13 protein-coding genes are annotated in these 19,233 nt (G+C 72.4%); 2 read left to right on the top strand and 11 right to left on the bottom strand.

Annotated elements, in window-relative coordinates; translation table 11 throughout:
• Positions 1-3 precede the first annotated feature (3 nt).
• The 7 genes from IG94_RS0128245 to IG94_RS0128215 all read right to left on the bottom strand — a co-directional run bounded on the left by IG94_RS0128245 (position 4) and on the right by IG94_RS0128215 (position 12,062).
• Positions 4-1,515, bottom strand: a complete 1,512-nt coding sequence (locus tag IG94_RS0128245) for an LCP family protein (protein ID WP_443732366.1) — start codon at positions 1,513-1,515, stop codon at positions 4-6.
• A 314-nt stretch (positions 1,516-1,829) separates the two neighbouring features.
• On the bottom strand, positions 1,830-3,674 hold the full coding sequence (locus tag IG94_RS0128240) for an LCP family glycopolymer transferase (RefSeq protein WP_031043234.1): 1,845 nt from the start codon (positions 3,672-3,674) through the stop codon (positions 1,830-1,832).
• A gap of 79 nt (positions 3,675-3,753) precedes the next feature.
• The gene (locus IG94_RS0128235) at positions 3,754-5,520 is read right to left on the bottom strand and encodes an LCP family protein (protein ID WP_031043231.1); all 1,767 of its coding nucleotides are present in this window, start codon (positions 5,518-5,520) and stop codon (positions 3,754-3,756) included.
• 205 nt (positions 5,521-5,725) lie between these two features.
• Positions 5,726-7,456, bottom strand: a complete 1,731-nt coding sequence (locus tag IG94_RS0128230; protein WP_031043229.1) for an LCP family protein — start codon at positions 7,454-7,456, stop codon at positions 5,726-5,728.
• Positions 7,457-7,746: 290 nt separating this feature from the next.
• A complete protein-coding gene (locus tag IG94_RS0128225) occupies positions 7,747-9,495 on the bottom strand; it encodes an LCP family protein (protein ID WP_031043227.1) in 1,749 nt (582 codons plus the stop codon).
• Positions 9,496-9,757: 262 nt separating this feature from the next.
• Positions 9,758-10,960, bottom strand: a complete 1,203-nt coding sequence (locus tag IG94_RS0128220) for an LCP family protein (RefSeq protein WP_031043226.1) — start codon at positions 10,958-10,960, stop codon at positions 9,758-9,760.
• A 337-nt stretch (positions 10,961-11,297) separates the two neighbouring features.
• The gene (locus IG94_RS0128215; RefSeq protein WP_031043224.1) at positions 11,298-12,062 is read right to left on the bottom strand and encodes a TIGR03089 family protein; all 765 of its coding nucleotides are present in this window, start codon (positions 12,060-12,062) and stop codon (positions 11,298-11,300) included.
• A gap of 139 nt (positions 12,063-12,201) precedes the next feature.
• On the opposite strand from IG94_RS0128215, the gene IG94_RS0128210 reads away from it, so the two are divergent.
• Both IG94_RS0128210 and manB read left to right on the top strand, forming a co-directional pair.
• On the top strand, positions 12,202-13,587 hold the full coding sequence (locus IG94_RS0128210) for a peptidoglycan recognition protein family protein (RefSeq protein WP_031043221.1): 1,386 nt from the start codon (positions 12,202-12,204) through the stop codon (positions 13,585-13,587).
• A gap of 104 nt (positions 13,588-13,691) precedes the next feature.
• Positions 13,692-14,774 (top strand): mannose-1-phosphate guanylyltransferase, encoded by a 1,083-nt coding sequence (gene manB / locus IG94_RS0128205; RefSeq protein ID WP_031043219.1) that lies wholly within the window; start codon positions 13,692-13,694, stop codon positions 14,772-14,774.
• A gap of 289 nt (positions 14,775-15,063) precedes the next feature.
• On the opposite strand, the gene IG94_RS0128200 is transcribed toward manB, so the two are convergent.
• The 4 genes from IG94_RS0128200 to IG94_RS0128185 all read right to left on the bottom strand — a co-directional run bounded on the left by IG94_RS0128200 (position 15,064) and on the right by IG94_RS0128185 (position 19,046).
• Complete coding sequence (locus IG94_RS0128200) at positions 15,064-16,044, bottom strand: DNA-3-methyladenine glycosylase family protein (protein ID WP_031043216.1); 981 nt, start codon at positions 16,042-16,044, stop codon at positions 15,064-15,066.
• A gap of 145 nt (positions 16,045-16,189) precedes the next feature.
• A complete protein-coding gene (locus tag IG94_RS0128195) occupies positions 16,190-17,521 on the bottom strand; it encodes a coenzyme F420-0:L-glutamate ligase (RefSeq protein ID WP_031043205.1) in 1,332 nt (443 codons plus the stop codon).
• On the bottom strand, positions 17,518-18,477 hold the full coding sequence (gene cofD, locus IG94_RS0128190) for a 2-phospho-L-lactate transferase (RefSeq protein ID WP_031043202.1): 960 nt from the start codon (positions 18,475-18,477) through the stop codon (positions 17,518-17,520). Before cofD ends, IG94_RS0128195 begins: the two co-directional genes overlap by 4 nt.
• Before the next feature lie 44 nt (positions 18,478-18,521).
• Positions 18,522-19,046 (bottom strand): cysteine dioxygenase, encoded by a 525-nt coding sequence (locus tag IG94_RS0128185; RefSeq protein WP_031043199.1) that lies wholly within the window; start codon positions 19,044-19,046, stop codon positions 18,522-18,524.
• Positions 19,047-19,233: the final 187 nt, after the last annotated feature.

Here is a 19,233-nt window from a genome sequence, read left to right as displayed (position 1 = left end):
CCCTCACTGCCCGCCGCAGGTCACCTCGTCGCCGCGCACCACGGCGCCCGACTCCTGCGGCGGGTCCGCCGGCGTCACCTTCGCGACCTTCTCGTAGTCGGCGCCCGCGATCACCTTCAGGGTCGCCCCCTGCCCCTCGACCGGCTTCAGCTCGCTGCCGGGCAGGGCGGCGGCCAGCGACTTCGCCGACCGGTCCCAGCGGGGGTCGTAGGCGACGACGGTCCGCTCGACGGACCGGTCGGCGGCGTTCTGCGGCGCCTTCGTCGTGCCGAACCCGGTGGCGGCCAGCGCGTCGTCCACCTTCTTGCCGAGCCCGGCGGTGCGGGTGCCGTTCTCCACCTGGACCCGGATCTGCTTCGGGTCCACCGGGACCCGCACCGGACCCGGGCCCTTCTGCTCCGGCTTCGGCGCGGCCAGCGGCTCGTCCTGGCGCAGGGCGTCGAAGATCCGTTCCGACTTCGCCGGGTCCCACTTCAGGGTCGAGCCGACGCCCTTCACGGCGTAGCCCATCTGCCCGATCGGCACGGTGGTGAACTCCGAGGACGACGGCGAGAAGTCCCGCATCGCCCGCCCCAGCGTCAGCAGCTCGTCGGTCCCGAACCCCTGGTCGGCGCGGACCGAGCCCAGCACGGCCCGGGTGACGTCCCGGAACTTCAGCGGGTTCAGCAGGATCCCCGACGAGGTCGCCCGGTCGATCAGGGCGGCCAGGAAACGCTGCTGGCGCTTCATCCGGCTCAGGTCCGAGGCGCCGTCGAGGTGGCGGGACCGCACGTACTGCAGCGCCTGCCCGCCCTGCAGGGTGTGGGTGCCGGCCGCCAGGTCGAGCCCGGTGTAACTGTCCTTGAGCGGCTCGACGGTGCAGATCTGCACCCCGCCGAGGACGTCCACGGTCTTCATGAAGCTGGTGAAGTCGACCTCCAGGTAGTGGTCGATCTTCACGCGGGTCATGTTCTCGACGGTGCGGACGGTCAGCTGCGGGCCGCCCTCCGCGTAGGCGGCGTTCAGCTTGATCGGATGGCCCTTGTGCTGCTCCCCGGTGGTGCGGTCGGTGTGGCCGGGCGTCTCGGCGTACGAGTCGCGCGGCAGGCTGACCACGCTGGCGCGCTCCCGGTCCTCCGAGATGTGCACGATCATGATGGTGTCGGTGCAGTGGCAGGGGGCGCCGCCCAGCTTGTACTTGCGCCGCTGCTCCTCGCTGATGCTGTCCCGGCCGTCGGTGCCGACCATCAGGACGTTCATGCCGTCGCCCGCCCGGGGCCGGTTCTTCATGTCCTTGAAGGCGTCGACCCGCGAGATGTCCGAGTCCAGACCCGAGAGCACCGCGTGCCCGATCCCGGCGGAGGCCAGCACCACCACCGACAGCGCGGTCACCGCCCGCACGGCCCAGCGCGGCTTCTTCCGCCGTACGGGGGGCCTCGGAGTCCGCCCGGACGGCCGGGCGCCGCCGCGTCCGCGCGGCGGGCCGCCGTGGGGGGACGAGGCCGGGACCCGGGGGGAGCGGGGCGGCGTGGGCAAGGTGACACCTCCGCGAGGACGGGCCCCGGGTGCGAGCCGGTGGGGCCGGACGTGGGTTCCGTGGGCCGGATGTGGGATCCGTGAGCACCGTAGGCCCATAGGATCTGCTGCCCGGGGCTGCGACCCCCGCGGCACGCAACCGTGTCCCCCGTTCGCGGTAACGCGAGCACCGGTGAACGCCCAGTCCGGCGTGCGACTGCCCGCCGTTTCCGTCATCATGCCCCGTCCTCGACGAGGAGCGGCACCCGCGCGCCCCGGACCGCGCACGGGGTCTGCGGGCTCTCGGGGTCTGCGGCTCTCAGGGTCTGCGGTTCTCAGGACCAGGTGAACGACGGGTCCACGTGCATGCAGGCGTCGTCGTCCGCCCCGTTGAGGGCCTCGGCCGACTCCGGGGTGCTGTCGTCGGCCTCGGGCGCCTTGTACGCCGTACCCTCGCGCCAGTCGGCGCCCACGACGAGAGTGACGCCGGAGACCTCCGTCGACCGCAGCACCGAGCCGGCCGGGATGCCCAGGACCTCGGCCACGCGCCGTGCGTCGCCCTCCAGGTCGGTGCTCGGGTAGCGGACGACGGTGCGGTCCTCGCTCGGCAGCACCGAGGAGTCGGCGACGGCCTTGGCGAACCCCTGGTCCACCAGGAGCCCGGCGACGGTGTTCGCCCGCCCGGGCGCCGCGCCCAGCTCGTCGGTGCGGGTGCCGTTGCGGACCTGGACGGCCAGCTCGTCGTCGGGGTCCGCCGGGTCGGCCGGGGCCGTCGGCTCGGGGTCGGGCTCCTTCTTCGCGTCCTTGCCGTCCAGCGCGATGTCCTCGCGGACCAGCCGGAAGAGCTGCTCGGCGTCCTCGGTCGGCTCGACGCGGGCGCCGACGTACCGGTTGGGCATCGTGGTCATGGTGATGCGCTCGGGCTTCACCCGGCGCAGCTCGTCGCTGAGGTCGTACAGCTTCTTGACGGTGTCCAGGCCCGGGTCGACGGTGAGCGCCGCGGTGGCTTCCTCGGCGAGCCTGCGCAGCTTGTTCGGGTTGCCGAGGGTGGCGTTCTCGCGCAGCATCCGGACCATCGAGTTCAGGTACATGTGCTGGGCCTTGGCCCGCGCCAGGTCGCTGCCGTCCTCGAAGCCGTAGCGGGTGCGCAGCCACTGCAGGGCCTGCTCGCCCTTGACCGGGTGCGTCCCCTCCGCCAGTTTCAGGCCGGAGCCGTGCCCCTGGCCGTCGCGGGAGTGGATGTTGGCGTCCACGCAGACCGGGACGCCGCCGACGGCGTCCGCCATCGACACCACGCCCGCGAAGTCGACCATCACGAAATGGTCGATGTGGATGCCGGTCAGCTCCTGCCAGGTGGCCACCGTGCAGCCGGGGCCGCCGTGTCCGAGGCTCTGGTTGGTCATCACCCGGCCGTCGCTCGCCGGGTAGACCTCGCCGTCGTCCGGGTCGGTGCACTTGGGTATCTCGACCAGGGTGTCGCGCGGCATGCTGACCACCGACATGTTGCTGCGGTCCGCGGACAGGTGCACCAGCATCTGCACGTCCGCCAGCGGCGTGGAGCCGAACGTCTCGCGGGCGCCGCCCAGTTGCTGGTTCTCCTCGCTGTCCCGGGCGTCCGAGCCGATGACGAGGATGTTCAGCGGGGTCTGCCCGGCCGCGTTCGGGGTCGGCGCGGCGACCTTGCTGTCGCCCAGGTTCAGGGCGTCCCGCTGGATGTTGCCGTTGAGGTGCTCGTAGTAGAGGTATCCGGCGCCAGCCAGGCAGGCCAGCAGCAGGGCAAGGCCCACCGCGGTCAGGCGCAGGACGCGGCGGGCTCCGCGCGGGCGGCGGCCGGGGGTCTCGGTGAGGGCCTCTCCGGCGTCCTCGGCACGGGGCGCCTTCTCGCGGGGGGCGTCGCCGGGTTTCCCGCCGGGTTTGTCGGCTGCTTGTCCACCGGTCTCCCCACCCGGTTCGTCGCCAACTGTCCCCTCCGTTTCCCTACCGGGTTCGTCGGCGTCTGCCCCCTCCGTCTCCCCACCGGCCTCGCGGCCGGTTTCCCCGCCGGGCTCCTCGCCTGCGCTCTCGCTGTCCTCGGTGCCGTCGACAGCGTTGTCGTCGTCCTTCCGTACGGCCTCCGCACGCTCCGGGGCGTTCGATCCGCCCTCCCGCGTGTCCTCCCCCTGCACACTGCCTCGCGTCATGTCCGCGTCCCTCTCCCCACCCCCGCGCCACCGCACGGGCCCGTCGCCGCCCTGTGAGACGCGCGACGAGCCCTTCAGGTCAACTGGCGCACTGCTTCTGGTCGGCCGTGGACTCGGTGTCCAGGTCCGGCTTCTTGACGGAGGAGGAGCCGATCTTGACGCCGGCGCCCTTGAAGTCCTTGCCGAGGGTCAAGGTCATGGTGGGCAGGCCCTGCGAGTTGGTGACGCTCTCGCCCGGATTCATGGCGGCGCCGGACAGGCCGAGGATCTCGGCGAGGGCGCGGGCCTGGTCGGCCTGGTCGGAGTCGTACTCCAGGGTCGTCTTGTCGGCCTCTTCGGGGGCGTTGCCCGCGTTCTCGGACTTCGTGACGCCGGCGTCCGTCTGGAGGTAGGCCAGCTCCTGCTGGGCACTGCCGGCGGGGGCGCCGCCGTTCATGACGCGGACCCGGACCTCGCCGGGGTCGGACTTCTCGCCCTTGAGCCGGGCGGCGACGGCTGCCTTCTCCTTCTTCTCCTTCTGCTCGACCTCGGTGAAGGAGATGTCGTTCTTGATCATGTCGAAGACCTGCGGTGCCTTGGCCTCGTTGGGGACCACCGTCGCCTTGACCTTCTCGGCGGGGTTGTCCAGCACCGGCACCGTGGTGAACGTGATGTTCTTCGGCGGCACCTTCTTCAGCTCCAGGGCGACGTCCTTGAGGGTGCCCACGCTGCCGATGGCCTTGTCCACGGTGAGGGCGTTGGTCGCCGCCTCGGCCAGCTTCACCAGCTTGGTGGGGCTGGTGAGGGTGTCGCCGGAGGACATCTTGCGCATGAGCGAGCCCAGGAACTGCTGCTGCACCTTGATGCGGTCCAGGTCGCCCTCGTTGCCGAAGGCGTGCCGGGTGCGGACGAAGGCGAGGGCCTGCTCGCCCTTCACCGTGGACTCGCCCGCGGGAAGCTTGAGGTGGGACTTCGGGTCGTCCACGGCGTTCTCCACGCAGACGTCCACACCGCCGACCGCGGTGGTCAGCGTCTTGACCGCGTTGAAGTCGGCCATCATGAAGTGGTCGGGCTTGACGCCGGTCGTCTCCGCCACCGTGCGCATCGCGCAGCCCGCGTCCCGGCCGAGGTCGCCGAGGCTCTGGTTGAAGCGGACGCCGGAAGAGCCGGGGATGATCTTCGTCGACCCGTCGTCCTGCGTGGTCTCGCAGTCGGGGATGTCGACGATCATGTCGCGGGGGATGCTGAGGGCGGTCGCGTTGGACCGGTCCTTGGACACGTGCAGCAGGATGTTCGTGTCCGCGTGCCCGGCGCTGCCCTTGTCGCCGTAGCCCTCGTTGCCCTCACCGGTGCGCTTGTCCGTACCGATGATGAGGATGTTGAAGGCCTCGTCCTTCTTGAAGCTGCTGCTTCCGGCGGTGCCGACGTCCGTCGTCGCGACGTTGCCCTCGAGGTGCTTGAGGTAGAGGTAGCCGCCGGCGCCAGCGGCGAGGACGACGAAGGCCATGGTGCCGCCGGTCCACAGCAGCACCTTCTTGCCCTTCGACCTCTTCTTCTCCGGGCGGCGTCCGCGCCGCCCGGGCACCGGCTCCTCGGGCGTCCGGCGCCGCCGCTGCGGCGGAACCTCGCGTCCCGGTGCGGCCGTACGACGACGGGCGGTGCCCGCGGTGTCGCGGCGGTCGCCGTCGCCCGGGGCCCCGGGCGAGCGCGGAGCACCTCTGCGGGGGCCCGGCACGGGCGGCTGGGGCGCGGGCGACTGCGGAGCGGAAGAGGGCAGTCGCAGTTCGTATTCACCAGTGTGCGGATTGAGCACCCATTGGTCTGCGGGATCCACGTCGTCTGCCCGCCCACGTCCTTGCGCGTCCACGGTCTCCCAATCCTCCGTCGGGGGCCACGCGGCACCTCCGATGGAAGGCGCACGATAAAGGGTCAACAAGTGCACGACGCCAGGGCTGAGCTCGCGGCCGGGGCACTGGAGCGCTCACACTATCCGCCCGGTTCGGCGTCGAACGACTCTGGTGTCACATTCGACACCCCTACATCAGGGCAATCTCTCCTATATTCGTGAACTCCTACCATCGGTAGGGCTGGTAGACCTCCATGCACTTGTCGGTTTCCGAGCCGTTGAGGGCGTCGCTGTCGTCCGGCAGGTCTCCGGCCTCGGGTGTCTTCTGTTTCGGGTAGGACGTGCCCGAGCGCCAGTCCGCTCCCACGACGAGGGTGATCCCGGACACGTCGGTGGACTCGCGCACCGAACTCGCCGGAATTCCCAGCGCCTCGGCCACGCGCCGCGCGTCTCCCGCCAGCTCGTCGCCCGGGTAGCGGACCGTGGTCCTCTCCTCGGAGCGCGCGGCCGAGGCGTCGGTCGTCGCCCTGGTGAAGCCCTTCTCCACCAGCGTCCCGGCGACCGCGCCGGCGCGGCCCGTGACCGGGCCGAGGGTCGCGGAGCGGGTGCCGTTCTGGACGAGCACGTCCATCTCGGCGTCGGCGGCCGGCTCGTCGGAGGGCCGGTCCCCGGCGTCCTCCCCGGCCGCCCCGTCCCCGCCGGAACCCTCCCCCCGGCCTCCGGTCCCCTTGCCGTCCTTGCCGTTTTCGCCGTCCTCGCCGTCCCTGCCGCTCGCGCCGCCCTTGCCGTCGAAGGACACGTCGTCGCGGAGCATCGCCCACATCGTGTCGGCGTCGGCGGCCGGCAGCAGATGGTTCGCGTCCTGGTCGTCCGGGACGGTGGGGAGTGTCGTCATGGTGATGCGGTCGGTGGGCACCGTCTTGAGCTGCATGCCCAGGTCGTACAGCTTCTTGACGGTGCCGATCTCCTCGGAGACCTTCAGGGAGTTCGTCGCGGCCTCGGCCAGGCCCATGAGCCGGCCGGTGTCGGTGAAGACGTTCTGCTGCTTCAGCGTGCGGATCATCGAGTTCATGTACATGTGCTGGGCCCTGGCCCGCAGCGGGTCGCTGCCCCACGCGTGCCGTGTACGCAGCCACTGGAGCGCCTCCTCGCCCTGCACCTTGTGCGAGCCGGCCGTCAGCTTCAGGCCGGAGCCGCCGGGCACGCCGGGCAGCGGGCGGTCCCACACGTTCTGGTTCACGCAGACCTCGACCCCGCCGACGGCGTCCGCCATCGAGACCACGCCCGCGAAGTCGATGGTCATCCAGTGGTCGACGTAGAGGCCGGTGAGGTTCTCCCAGGTGGCCAGGGTGCAGCCGGCGCCGCCGCGGGCGAGCGACTCGTTGATGATGGCGTTGGTCGCCGGGAACGCCTCCCCGGTGCCGCGGTCCTTGCACGCCGGGATGTCCACCCGGGTGTCCCGGGGGATGCTCACCACCGAGGCGCTCTTGCGGTCCGCGGCGAGGTGGATCAGCATCTGCACGTCGCCCAGCGGTGGACTGTCACGGTGGTCCCGGCCGCCGCCCAGCGCCACGTTGGCGTCGGAGGCGCGGCTGTCCGAGCCGATCAGCAGGATGTTGAGGGGCGTCTGACCGGCCGCGTTCGGCTCGGTCCGGTGCGCCTTGGAGTCGCCGCTGCTGCGCTCGCCCTTCTCGATGTTGCCGTTGAGGTGCTCGTAGTAGAGGTAACCGGCGCCGGCCGTGCCGAGTATCAGGACCGCCAGCGTCGTCGCCGACCAGCGCAGCGCCCGGTGTCGGCGCCCGCCCCGAGCGGGCCGTCTGCCGTCCCCGCCCGGCGGCTCCTGCCGCCCCGCCGTGCCCCCGCCGCCCTCGTCCCGGCCGCCGCCGGTGTTCCGGCCGTGGTCGTGCCGGACGGACTGCGGTCGCGTTCCCTCCTCGTGCACACTGCCCTGCGTCATGTCCTTCTCCCGCTTCGGACCCGCGGACGTGCCCCTGCGCGCGACCTGGTCGCACAGTTGGACGTACGGAGCCCCACGTTGGCTGTACGGCGACGCCGACGGATTGTTCGCCGACGGAGTGCCCGCGGACGGGTCGTCCGTCGGCGAATCGCCCGTGGTCGGGTCGTCCGTCGGCGTATCGGCCGTGGTCGGGTCGTCCGTCGGCGTATCGGCCGTGGTCGGGTTGTTCGTTGGCGGACCGTCGCACCGACGGACTGTCGTACTGTCAGACGCGCGTGGGGCCCCTCAGGTCACTTCGCGCACTCGACCTTGTCCGCCGTGGACTTCTGCACGTCCTCGGGCGCCTTCCCGGAGGCGGCGTCGAGCTTGACGCCGGCGCCCTTGAAGTCCTTGCCGAGGGTGAGGGTCATGGTGGGCAGGCCCTGGGAGTTGGTGACGCTCTCGCCGGGCTTCAGGGCGGCGCCGGACAGGCCGAGGATCTCGGCGAGGGCGCGGGCCTGGTCGGCCTGGTCGGGGGCGTACTCCAGGGTGGTCTTGTCGAGGTCCTCGGGGGCGTTGCCCGCGTTCTCGGACTTCGTGACGCCCGCCTCGTTCTGGAGGTAGGTCAGCTCCCGCCCCGCACTGCCGTCCGAGGCGCCGCCGTTCATGACGCGGACCCGGACCTCGCCGGGCTCGGACTTCTCGCCCTTGAGCCGGGCGGCGTCGGCCGCGTCCTCCTTCTTCTGCTCCTCCTTCTCCTTCTCCTTGACTTCGGTGAAGGAGACGTCGTTCTTGATCATGTCGAAGACCTGCTGGGCGGGGCCCTCCTTCAGCACGACCGTCGCCGCGACCTTCTCGGCCGGGTTGTCCACCACCGGCACCGTGGCGAAGGTCAGGTTCTTGATGTTGAGCTTGCCCAGCTCCAGACCCAGGTCCTTCAGCTTGGTGATGCTGTCCAGCTTGGAGTCGACGGTCAGCGCCTCGGTGCCCGCCTCGGCCAGCTTCACCATCTTCGACGGGCTGGTGAGCGTGTCGTTGGACTTCAGCTTGCGCATCAGCGCGCTGAGGAACTGCTGCTGTATCTCGATCCGGCTCAGGTCGCCGCCGAAGCCCACGGAGTGCCGGGTGCGGACGAAGGCCAGGGCCTCCTCGCCCTCGATGGTGTGCTTGCCCGCCGGCAGGTTCAGATGCGAGTCGGGGTCGTCGATGTCCTTCGCCAGGCACACCTCCACCCCGCCGACCGCCGAGGTCAGCGTCTTGACCGCGTTGAAGTCGGCCACCATGAAGTTGTCCGGCGTGACGCCCGTCAACTCGGTGACGGTGCGCATGGTGCAGCTGGGCGTACGTTCGTTCTGGCCGAGGCTGGTGTTGAAGCGGACCTCGGACTCGCCGGGGATCACCTTCGTCGACCCGTCCTCCTGCGTGGTCGGGCAGTCGGGCACGTCGACGATCAGGTCGCGGGGAATGCTGAGGGCGGTCGCGTTCGAGCGGTCCTTGGACACGTGCAGCAGGATGTTCGTGTCGGCGTGGCCGGCGCTGCCGTTGTCGCCGTAGCCCTCGTTGCCGTCGCCGGTGCGCTTGTCGGTGCCGATCAGCAGGATGTTGATCGCCTTGTCCTTCGAGAAGCCGCCGGTGCCGGCGCCGTCGTCGGACACGGACTGGATGTTGCCGTTGAGATGCTGGAGGTAGAGGTACCCGGCGGTCCCCGCGGCGAGGACGACGAAGGCCGTCGTGCCGCCGGTCCACAGCAGGATCCGCTTGCCCCTCGACTTCTTCTTCGCCGGCCTGCGGCGGCCGCGTCGTCCCGGGGGCTCCTCCTCGGGTGCCGCGCGGCGCCTGCGGGACGCGGGAACTTGGCGATCCTCACGGTCCTCGCGGTGTTCACGACCGTCGCGTTCGGGCGCCGGTGCCTCGGCGGGGGTGGCCCGGCGGGGGCGCGGGACCGGTGACTGCGGTGGGGAAGGAGACAGTCGCAGTTCGTAATCGCCGGTGTCCGGATTGAGTACCCACTGGTCTGCGGGGTCGATGTCCTCCGCCCGCCCACGGCTCTGCGCGTCCACGGTTGTCCGAATCCTCCGTCGGGGCCACGCGGCGCCCTCCCCTCCAGGCGCCCGGTCTGGCTCTTTCGGTGCGCGGCCCCGAAGTACAACTCCGCGGCCGGACACGCCGGATCGCTCACACTAACCGCCCGGTTCGGTACGGGTCGACGGCAGTGACGCATTCCACGAACCTTACAACTGGGCAATACGGCGCATTCCTCGGACAATTGTCCGCGCGTACGCGCCGGTCTTGCCCGCGTGTTGCTCCCTCTTGGAATGCGTTTTACTCGCAGACGTCCTCGTCGGCGGTGTTCCCGCTGAAGGTCGGTGCCGGGGATTCGGCCCCGCCGGGGTCGCCCTGCCTACCGGAATTGCCGGAATCGGCGCCCGAGTTGCGCGAGGGTGCCGCGATCGTCACGGGTTCGTCGGTCCGCAGGCGAGTGAAGAGATTCTCGGCGTCGGGCTGCACGAGTTGATCGCGATTGGGATCTCCCGTGAACGACTCCCGGGGGACGGTCAGGAATTGCACGCGTTCGGTGGGAATGTCGCGCAGGCCGCGTACGAGGTCGTACAAACCGCGCAGATTCGCCAGATTCGGGTCCGTCGTGAGTGACGACGTGGCCGCGTCCAGAACGGGGTACAGCTTCACCGGATTCAGCAGTACGCCATTGCTCTGCGCCTTGCTCACGAGCGCTCCCAGAAAGCGCTGCTGCCGGTCCATCCGGTCGGTGTCACTGCCGTCCCCGAGCGACTTGCGGGCCCGGACGTAGCCGAGGGCCTGCTCGCCGTCGAGGGTCACCCGGCCCGCGGGCAGTCTCAGGTCGGCGTCCTTGTCGTCGACCGGCTTGCGCAGGCACACTTCGACACCGTCGAGCGCGTCGACCATCTCCTTGAAACCCTGGAAGTCGACGACCACGTGGTGGTCGATCCGGATGCCGGTCAGCTTCTCCACCGTACGAATGGAGCATGCCGAACCGCCCACGGAGAAGGCAGAGTTGAACTGTGTGAAGGTCGGCCCGGCGAGTGACCCGTCCGGGCGGTGGCAGCCGGGGACGTCCACCATGAGGTCGCGGGGGAGGGAGACGGCGGTGGCGCTGTCGCGGTCCGCGGCCAGGTGCAGCAGGATCGTGGTGTCCGACCGCTCGGTCCCCGAGTCCCGCCCGTAGCGCCCGTTGCCGGCGCCGGAGCGCGAGTCCGAACCGATCAGCAGGATGTTCTGCGCGCCGCGGACCAGGGGTGTGGGCCGCTCCTTCTCGTACCGGGCCAGCTCGGCCGCCGCCGCCTCGTCCGCCGTGATGTTGCCGCTCAGCTTCGTGTACACCGCCCAGCCGGCGCACACGGCACCTCCGGCCAGTACGACGACGCCGATCCCCGCGGCCACCAGCCGCCGCCTGCGACGCCGGCGCCGCAACCCGCCCCCGCTCGCGGACGCGCCCGCCCCGGGCCCCAGCACCCCCCGGCCACCCTTGCCCGCGTCCTGCCCCACATCCGACTCCGTCCCACGCCCGAGCGCTGGTACGACCATGCCCCGACCCCGCGCGAGAGCCAGCACGGAGCTACGCCGAACGGGTCACGGACCCCCACTGCGCACGGCAGCGCCGGGCCGCCGCCGCTGCGGGCAGTGCGTGCCGCGCCGCCCCCGCCTCCGTCAGCCGCCCCCGCCGCCGCTGCGGGCAGTCGTGCCGCCGGGGCGGCACGGGTGGGCGCGGCGGCACCCCGCAAGCGCCGGGCGGCGCGACCCACCCCCGGCCCCCGCCCGCACCGGGCGCCGTGTGACGCAGACCCACTTCCGCGCCGGCGCGTGACGAGACGCGGGCCCACCTCTACCGCGCCACGACAGAAACCCGCTCCGCCTCGATCCGCCGGTCCACCGCCTCCGCCCCCGCCCGCTCCAGATGCCGGCACAGCACCACCGACCCCCCGCTCGCGAGCGGCCCGTACAACCCCGCGCTCAGCCCCTCCCACGTGTCGTACGGCAACCCCGACAGGATCCGCGCCCCCGGCCCCGTGAGCCCGAGCCCCGACGCCTCCGCCCGGGCCCGCTCCACGACCTCCGCGCCACTGAACTCCCGCCCCGCCACGATCAGCGCCGGCTCCTCCGGGTCGACCGGCGCGTACGGCACGAAGCGGTCCGCCTGCCCCGGTACCTCCACCGCGTAATCGGTGAAGCCCTCCGGTGCGTGCGGCGCGAACCGCCCCCCGAGCGGCCGCAGCGCCAGCGCGATCCGCTCGCCCGAGCACGCCCGCGCCGCCTCCAGCGACTCCGGCTCGGGCCCGCTCACGACGACGTCCGCCGCCGCCGGATCCCCCGCCACGTCGGCGACGACTCCCACCGAGGCGCACGCCAGCAGCCACACCGCCGTCTGCCAGTGCGCGGGCAGCAGCAGCGCGACCCGGTCGCCGGGTTCGACGGACAGTTCGTCCTGGAGCAGGTTGGCCGTCTTGGCCACCCAATTGGCGAAGGTGGCCACGGAGAGTTCGACGCGTTCGCCGGTGGCGTCGTCGTAGAAGGTCACCAGAGGGCGTTCCGAGTCCGCGGCGAGCGCGGAACTCAGCAGGTCGGCAGGGGTGCGGTTGGTCGCGTTCACCCGGGCAAGCGTACGCGGCGCCCACCGCGCGCACCGAGCGTACGGAGCACCGCACCACCACCGCGCCGGACGGGAACAACCTACGCACCGTCAGTTCCCAAATAGACATATCTGTCTGAATATGTTCAGGATCTGGGGCATGCGTGGATTCCTTGCTTCCTCGATCGGTGTCTCGTGTGCGACGGCCCTCGCCGTCCCGCTCGCCCCGCCCGCGGCGGAGGCCACCTCCGCGCCCCCGGCCCCGCCTCCGCCCACGACCGTCGCCACGGCACCCACCACACCCACGGCACAGCCCGCTACCGGCGTCCCCGGCAGCACCCGCTCGCTGGCCCTCGCCCCGCTCACCGCCGACCGTGCGCCCGGCACCGCGGCCCAGGGCCTGCGCCGCCGGGACGTACGGGAGTTCTCGCTGGTCGGCGTCGTCTGGGACGACCCCGGCACCGAACTCCACGGCCGCGTCGAGGTCCGTACCCGCGCGACCGCCACCGGCACCTGGTCCGGCTGGCAGCAGTTGGAGACCCACAACGCCGACCACGCGGCCGACCCCGGCACCGCCGAGGGCGCCTCCGGCCGGGTCCGCGGCGCCACCGCCCCGCTGTGGGTGGGCGGGTCGGACGGCGTGGAGGTCCGCGTGCGGGCGGAGAGCGCGCCCGGGACCTCCCGGACCGCCGCCTCTCCTCTCCCCACCGGCCTGCGCCTCGAACTCGTCGACCCCGGCAAGGACGTCACCCCCGTTCCCGTCGCCCCGCGACGGGCCGAGGACACGCGCGCCACCGCCCCGGCCACCACCCGGGCGGCCGAAGCGACCGCCGCCTCCCGCGCCAACGCGGGCCCGGCCCCCCTCGGCGCGACCGAGATCCCGGCCCTGAGCCGGTCCGCGACCGTGGCCGGACTCACCGCGGGGCACCGGGCGAGCCCGTACGTCGGCGCCCGACCGGAGATCACCACACGCCGAGGCTGGGGCGCCGACGAGAAACTGCGCGAGAAGGGGTTCGTGTACACGAAGAAGGTCAAGGCGGCCTTCGTGCACCACTCGGCCACCGGCAACAACTACCACTGCTCGCAGGCGCCGTCGGTCATCCGCAGTATCTACCGCTACCACGTCAGGAGCACGGGCTGGCGGGACCTCGGCTACAACTTCCTCGTCGACAAGTGCGGGCAGATCTACGAGGGCCGGGCCGGGGGAGTGTCCAAGCCGGTACTGGGCGCCCACACCCTGGGGTTCAACTCCAACAGCATGGGCATCGCCGTGCTCGGCACGTACAGCGACGGCGAGCCGTCGGCGGCGGCCCTGAAGGCGATCGCCCGGCTCACCGCGTGGAAGCTAGGGCTCTACGGGATGAATCCGCGCGGCAAGACATACCTCAAGTCCGGGGGTGGCAATCTCTACCGAAAAGGCAAGAACGTACGACTGAACGTCATCTCCGGTCACCGCGACGGCTTCGCGACGAACTGCCCCGGCAAGAAGCTCTACGGCAAGCTCGGCACGAGCCGCTCGACGGCGGCGCGGTACCAGGGCCGCTGAGGGCGGGACACCGCACGGCCGATCGAGGTCGCCAAGGAACGGTCTGCATACACTGGCCGGCCGAAACACAGTTCGGCCGGTCCCGGCAGGAAGCAGAGACGACGGTGACAGAAGCGATCCTCCTGGTCGGCGGCAAGGGCACGCGGCTGCGACCGCTCACGGTGCACACGCCCAAGCCCATGGTCCGGGCGGCCGGGGTGCCGTTCCTCACGCACCAGCTGGCCCGCGCGAAGGCGGCGGGCGTCGAGCACATCGTGCTCGCGACGAGCTACCTGGCCGAGGTCTTCGAACCGTACTTCGGCGACGGCGCGGCCCTCGGGCTGCACCTGGAGTACGTCACGGAGGAGGAGCCGCTCGGCACGGGCGGCGCGATCCGCAACGTGGCGTCCCGGCTGCACTCGGGCCCCGACGACCCGGTCCTGATCTTCAACGGCGACATCCTGACCGGCCTGGACATCGGGGCGCTGGTCCGCACCCACGAGACGACGGGCGCGGACGTCTCCCTGCACCTCACCAAGGTCACCGACCCCAGGGCGTACGGCCTGGTCCCCACCGACGAGACGGGCAGGGTGCTCGCCTTCCTGGAGAAGCCCCAGACTCCCGAGGAGATCGTCACCGACCAGATCAACGCGGGGGCGTACGTCTTCCGCCGTTCGGTCATCGACACCATCCCCGCGGGTCGCCCCGTCTCGGTCGAGCGCGAGACCTTCCCGGACCTCCTCGCAGCCGGAGCCCACCTGCAGGGCATGGTCGACTCCACCTACTGGCTGGACCTCGGCACTCCGGCCGCCTTCGTACGCGGCTCGGCCGACCTGGTGCTGGGCCGCGCTCCGTCCCCGGCCCTGCCGGGCCGCTGCGGCGACCGCCTGGTCCTGCCCACGGCCCAGGTTGCCCCCGACGCAAAACTGGCCGGCGGCACGGTGGTCGGCGAGGGCGCCTTCGTGGCGGAGGGGGCGCGCGTCTTCGGCAGCACGATCCTGCCGGGCGCCGTCATCGAGCCGGGCGCCGTCATCACCGACTCCCTCATCGGCACCCGCGCCCGCGTGGGCACCCGCACGGTCCTCACCGACACGGTCATCGGCGACGGCGCGACCATCGGCGCCGACAACGAGCTCCGCTCGGGCGCGCGCATCTGGTGCGACGCCCACATCCCCCCGGCCGCCCTCCGCTTCTCCTCAGACACATAACCACCCCACGCCCCCACCCGACTTGCGGCCAGCCGCTGCCGCTGCGGGCAGCCGCCCCCGCCCCCGCTGCTGCCGCTGCCGCTGCGGGCAGCCGCCCCTGCCCCCGCTGCCGCCCCCGCTGCGGGCAGTCGTGCCGCTGGGGCGGCACGGGTGGGCGCAGTGGCACCCCGCAACGCCGGGCCACGCACCCCACCCCCGCCCAGCACCCACACCGGGCGCCCCAATCCGTACCCGCACCCTGCGCCGCCCGCGGGCACCCCGCGCCCCCGGCCAAGAAGCCCCGGCACACCTACAACCGCTCAATCCCCCGCGGAGCCATCCGCGGCGCCCGCCTCCCCGGCACCCGCCCACTCAACAGCACCAGCCGAGCCGCCCGGTGCCGCTGCCCGGCATACGGCTCGAGCAACCGCAGCATCTCGGCGTCATCGGCATGCCGGTCCCCGCCCAGCGCGAACCCCACGATCCCCGGCAGATGCAGATCGCCCACCGTGACCGCGTCCGGCGCCCCGTGACTGCGCTGCACGGTCTCCGCGGACGTCCACGGCCCCACCCCCGGCACGACCTCCAGCCGCTCCTGCGCGGCCACCGGTTCCATCCCCGCCGCCTCCTCCAGCCGCGCGGCGACCCGCACGGCCCGCAGGACCGTCGACGCCCGTTTGTCGTCCACCCCGGCCAGATGCCACTCCCAGGACGGGATCAGCGCCCACGTCCGCGCCGCCGGCATCACACACATCCGCCCGGGCACGGGCCCCGGAGCCGGCTCCCCGAACCTCCGTACGAGCAACCGCCACGCCTGGTACGCCTCCAGCGTGGTGACCTTCTGCTCCAGGATCGAGGGGATCAGCGACTCGAGCACCAGCCCGGTCCGCGTCAGCCGCAGTCCCGGCCGCCGGTGCCGCGTCAGCGCCAGCAGCCGGTGCCGCGGCACGAACGCGGCCGGGTCGTCGTCGGAGCCCAGCATCCGGGGCAACTGCTCCAGCAGCCACTGGGCCCCCGGCCCCCAGGCCTCACCCCGGACCTCCTCGCCGCGTGCGGTGACGCGGAGGGTGCCCGGCCCGGCGGGCGTCCGGCTGGCCCGCCACACCGAGCCGTCCGGCATGGTCCGGAACGTCGGATCGCCGGGCCCGCGCCGCAGCGGACCGAGCACGAGCCCCAGGTCCAACGGCCCGTCCGGCACCCACACCCGTACCCGGCCCGGCGCTGTGCCCTGCCGCGGCATCCCGTCGCGCACGACGGCCCGCTGGGGCCGGGGAGCGAAACGTCCTGCCACGAGTGAGGTCCTTGAGCGAAGCGAGAGCGGAGAGCCGAGAGCCGAAAGGAGGAGGTCGGGAGGTCGGGAGGCCAGGAGGTCGGGAGGTCGGGAGGTCGGGAGGTCGGGAAGAAGAAAGGAGACAACCCCTACGAGAGTAGAACCCTCACCGCACCTCGATGAACGCGCCCGCGTCCCGCTCCGGCCGCGCCCTCGGCTCCTCGGCCGGGTGCCCGACCGCCACCGCCCCCATCGGGTCCCAGCCGTCCGGCAGTCCCAGCGTCTCCCGAACGACGTCCCGGCAGAACATCGTCGAGGACACCCACGCGGACCCCAGCCGCTCCCCGGCGAGCGCGACGAGCAGGTTCTGCACGCCCGCGCCGGCCGCGACCACGAACATCTCCCGCTCCGCCCCGTCCCGCCGCGCGTCCCCGTAGGTGTGCGAGCCGTCCATGACCAGGCAGGGGACGACGAGGTACGGCGCGTCGCGCAGGACGTCGCCGCGCCGGACGCGCTTGGCGACGGACTCCTCGCTCTTGCCGTCCCGCCGCAGGTCCGCGATCCAGGCGTCCCGCATCGCGTCGAGGAGCCGGGTGCGGGATTCTGCCGACTCCAGGAGCACGAACCGCCACGGCGTGGTGTGGTGCGGCGCCGGCGCGGTCACGGCCGCGGCCACCGCCCGGCGCACGGCGCCGGGGTCGACCGGCTCGTCCGTGAAGGCCCGTACCGTACGCCGTTGGGTGACCGCCTGGCGTACCGCCTCGGAAGTGCCCAGCCGGAACATGTCGCCGCGCGCGTCGCGCACCAGGGCCCGCGCGCCCTCGCCGCCGTCCTCGGCGACCACCTGCGGCAGTCCGCGCACGACGGCGACGGGCAGTCCCGTCGCCTTGCCCTTGACCAGGTCACCCGCCGCGGCCAGTTCGTCGGCGGTGGCTACGACGGTGGCGCTCAGCGGATTGCCGTGCGCGTCCGTGCCGCCGCGCAGGTCGTCGAGGACGCGGACGCCCGCCGCGCCGATCGCCACGTCGGTGAGTCCCGCCCGCCAGGGCCGGCCGAAGGTGTCGGTGACGACCACGCCGACGTTCACGCCCAGCGCGTCGCGCAGCCCGTCGCGGATGCCCCGCGCGGAGGCGTCCGGGTCCTCGGGGAGCAGCAGCACGGTCCCGGCCGGGGTGTTGGAGGCGTCGACGCCGGCCGCCGCCATGACCAGGCCCTGGCGGTTCTCGACGATGCGCAGCGGGCCGCGCCGGGCCACCACGCGGACGGTCTCCGCGTCGATCGCGGCCTCCCGGTCGTCGGCCCGGACCACCCGGCCCTCGGCCTTGGAGACGATCTTGGAGGTGACGAGGAGCACGTCCCCGTCGGCCAGTGCGGGCCCGGCCGCCGCGATCAGCTTGGCCAGGTCGTCGCCGGGCCGCACCTCGGGCAGGCCGGGCAGGGCCCAGACCTCGAACCCCTCCCGGCGGCCGGGAGCGTCGTCGGACGTCTCGTCGCTCATGCCTCCCGCGCCTCCTCCGCCAGCGTCAGCGCCTCCCGGGCCATCTGCGCCGTCGCGTCGGGGCCGGTCATCATCAGCGGTACGGCGCGGCAGAGGATGCCGGCCGCCTTCACGCGCGTGACGGCGTCCGCGTCGACTGTGTCGACCAGCCAGCCGTCGAGCAGCCCCGAACCGTAGTGCTCGGCGACCGCGGCGGCCGTGGACTCCACGCCGACCGCGGCCAGTACCTTGTCGGCCATCCCGCGCACGGGTGCGTCGCCGACGATGGGGGAGAGGCCCACCACCGGCACCCCGGCGTCGGCGATCGCCTCCCGGATGCCGGGCACGGCGAGGATCGTGCCGACGGAGACGACCGGGTTGGAGGGCGGGAAGAGGATGACGTCCGCCTCGGCGATGGCCTCCAGGACACCCGGCGCCGGCTTGGACTGCTCGGCCCCGACCGGCACGACCGCCTCGGCGGGCACGGAGGCGCGCAGCCGCACCCAGTACTCCTGGAAGTGGACCGCCTTGCGCTCCCCGTCCAGCTCGACCGCGACGTGGGTCTCCACGCGGTCGTCGGTCATCGGGAGGAGCCGCACGCCGGGCTTCCAGCGGTCGCACAGCGCCTCGGTCACCGCGCTGAGCGGAAAGCCCGCAGTGATCATCTGGGTCCGCACGATGTGTGTGGCGAAGTCGCGGTCGCCGAGGCCGAACCACTCGGGTCCGACGCCGTACGCCGCGAGCTCCTCCTTGAGGTGGAAGGTCTCGTCGGACCGTCCCCAGCCCTGCTCCTCGTTGATGCCGCCGCCGAGCGTGTACATCACCGTGTCGAGGTCCGGGCAGACCTTCAGCCCGAAGAGGTGGATGTCGTCCCCGGTGTTGCCGATGACCGTGATGTCCGCGTCCGGCGCGGCCTGTTTCAGACCGCGCAGGAACCGGGCACCGCCGATGCCGCCTGCCAGAACCACAATGCGCATGGCCCCAGTCTTGCAGGCGGGTACGACAGCGCGTCAGCCAGTCGTCACCGTGCCGGTGCGGCGCCGGCGTCCGCGTCGGCGCCCAGGACCGCGGCGGCCGAGCACTGCGGGGAGTACATGGGCATCTCGGTCAGCCCCGGGTAGTAGACGTGCAGGCTGACCGCGGGCTCCAGCGCGTCGTTGACCACCTCGTGCACGTATCCCGGTGCGAACACGCGCTGCGTACCGGCGCGCAGCGCGCGCGTGCCGCGTGCCGTGCGCTCGGTGAGGGTGCCGTCGAGGACCGTCCACACCCCGGAGGAGGGTCCGTGGTCGTGGCGTCCGCTGCCCTGGCCCGGGACCCAGGACAGCAGCCAGACCTCGTAGCCGGGGCCGGTGCGCAGCCGGTGGTACCAGCGTGCCGTCGCGTCGTAGCGGACGAGGTGCTCCCACTCGGCCCGGTCGGCGGCGACGGAGCGGGCCAGGCCCGCGAACTCGGCGACGGTGGCCGGGTGCTCGCGCGGAGCCTGCAGCAGGTGGGGTACTTCGAGGATGTCGCCGGCGATCTGGAGGTCGCTGTCGCTGTTCATGGGTGCGGTGGTTCCTCGGCGGAAGAGTGCGTGGAGCGGAACGGATGACCGGAACGCCCTGGTGGGGCGGGAACGCGGAAGTCGAGTCGGATGGACTCGGGAGCCGGGTCGCGGGGGACTCGGAACAGCCGGAGCGCGGTTGGCTCAACAGCTGGAACAGCGGCAACAGCTACAGCGAGCGCGGGCA

Source organism: Streptomyces olivaceus (assembly GCF_000721235.1).
Classification (GTDB): Bacteria; Actinomycetota; Actinomycetes; order Streptomycetales; family Streptomycetaceae; genus Streptomyces; species Streptomyces olivaceus.
Note: the sequence above shows the minus strand (reverse complement) of the source record. Positions and strands in the feature narration are given on the sequence as shown.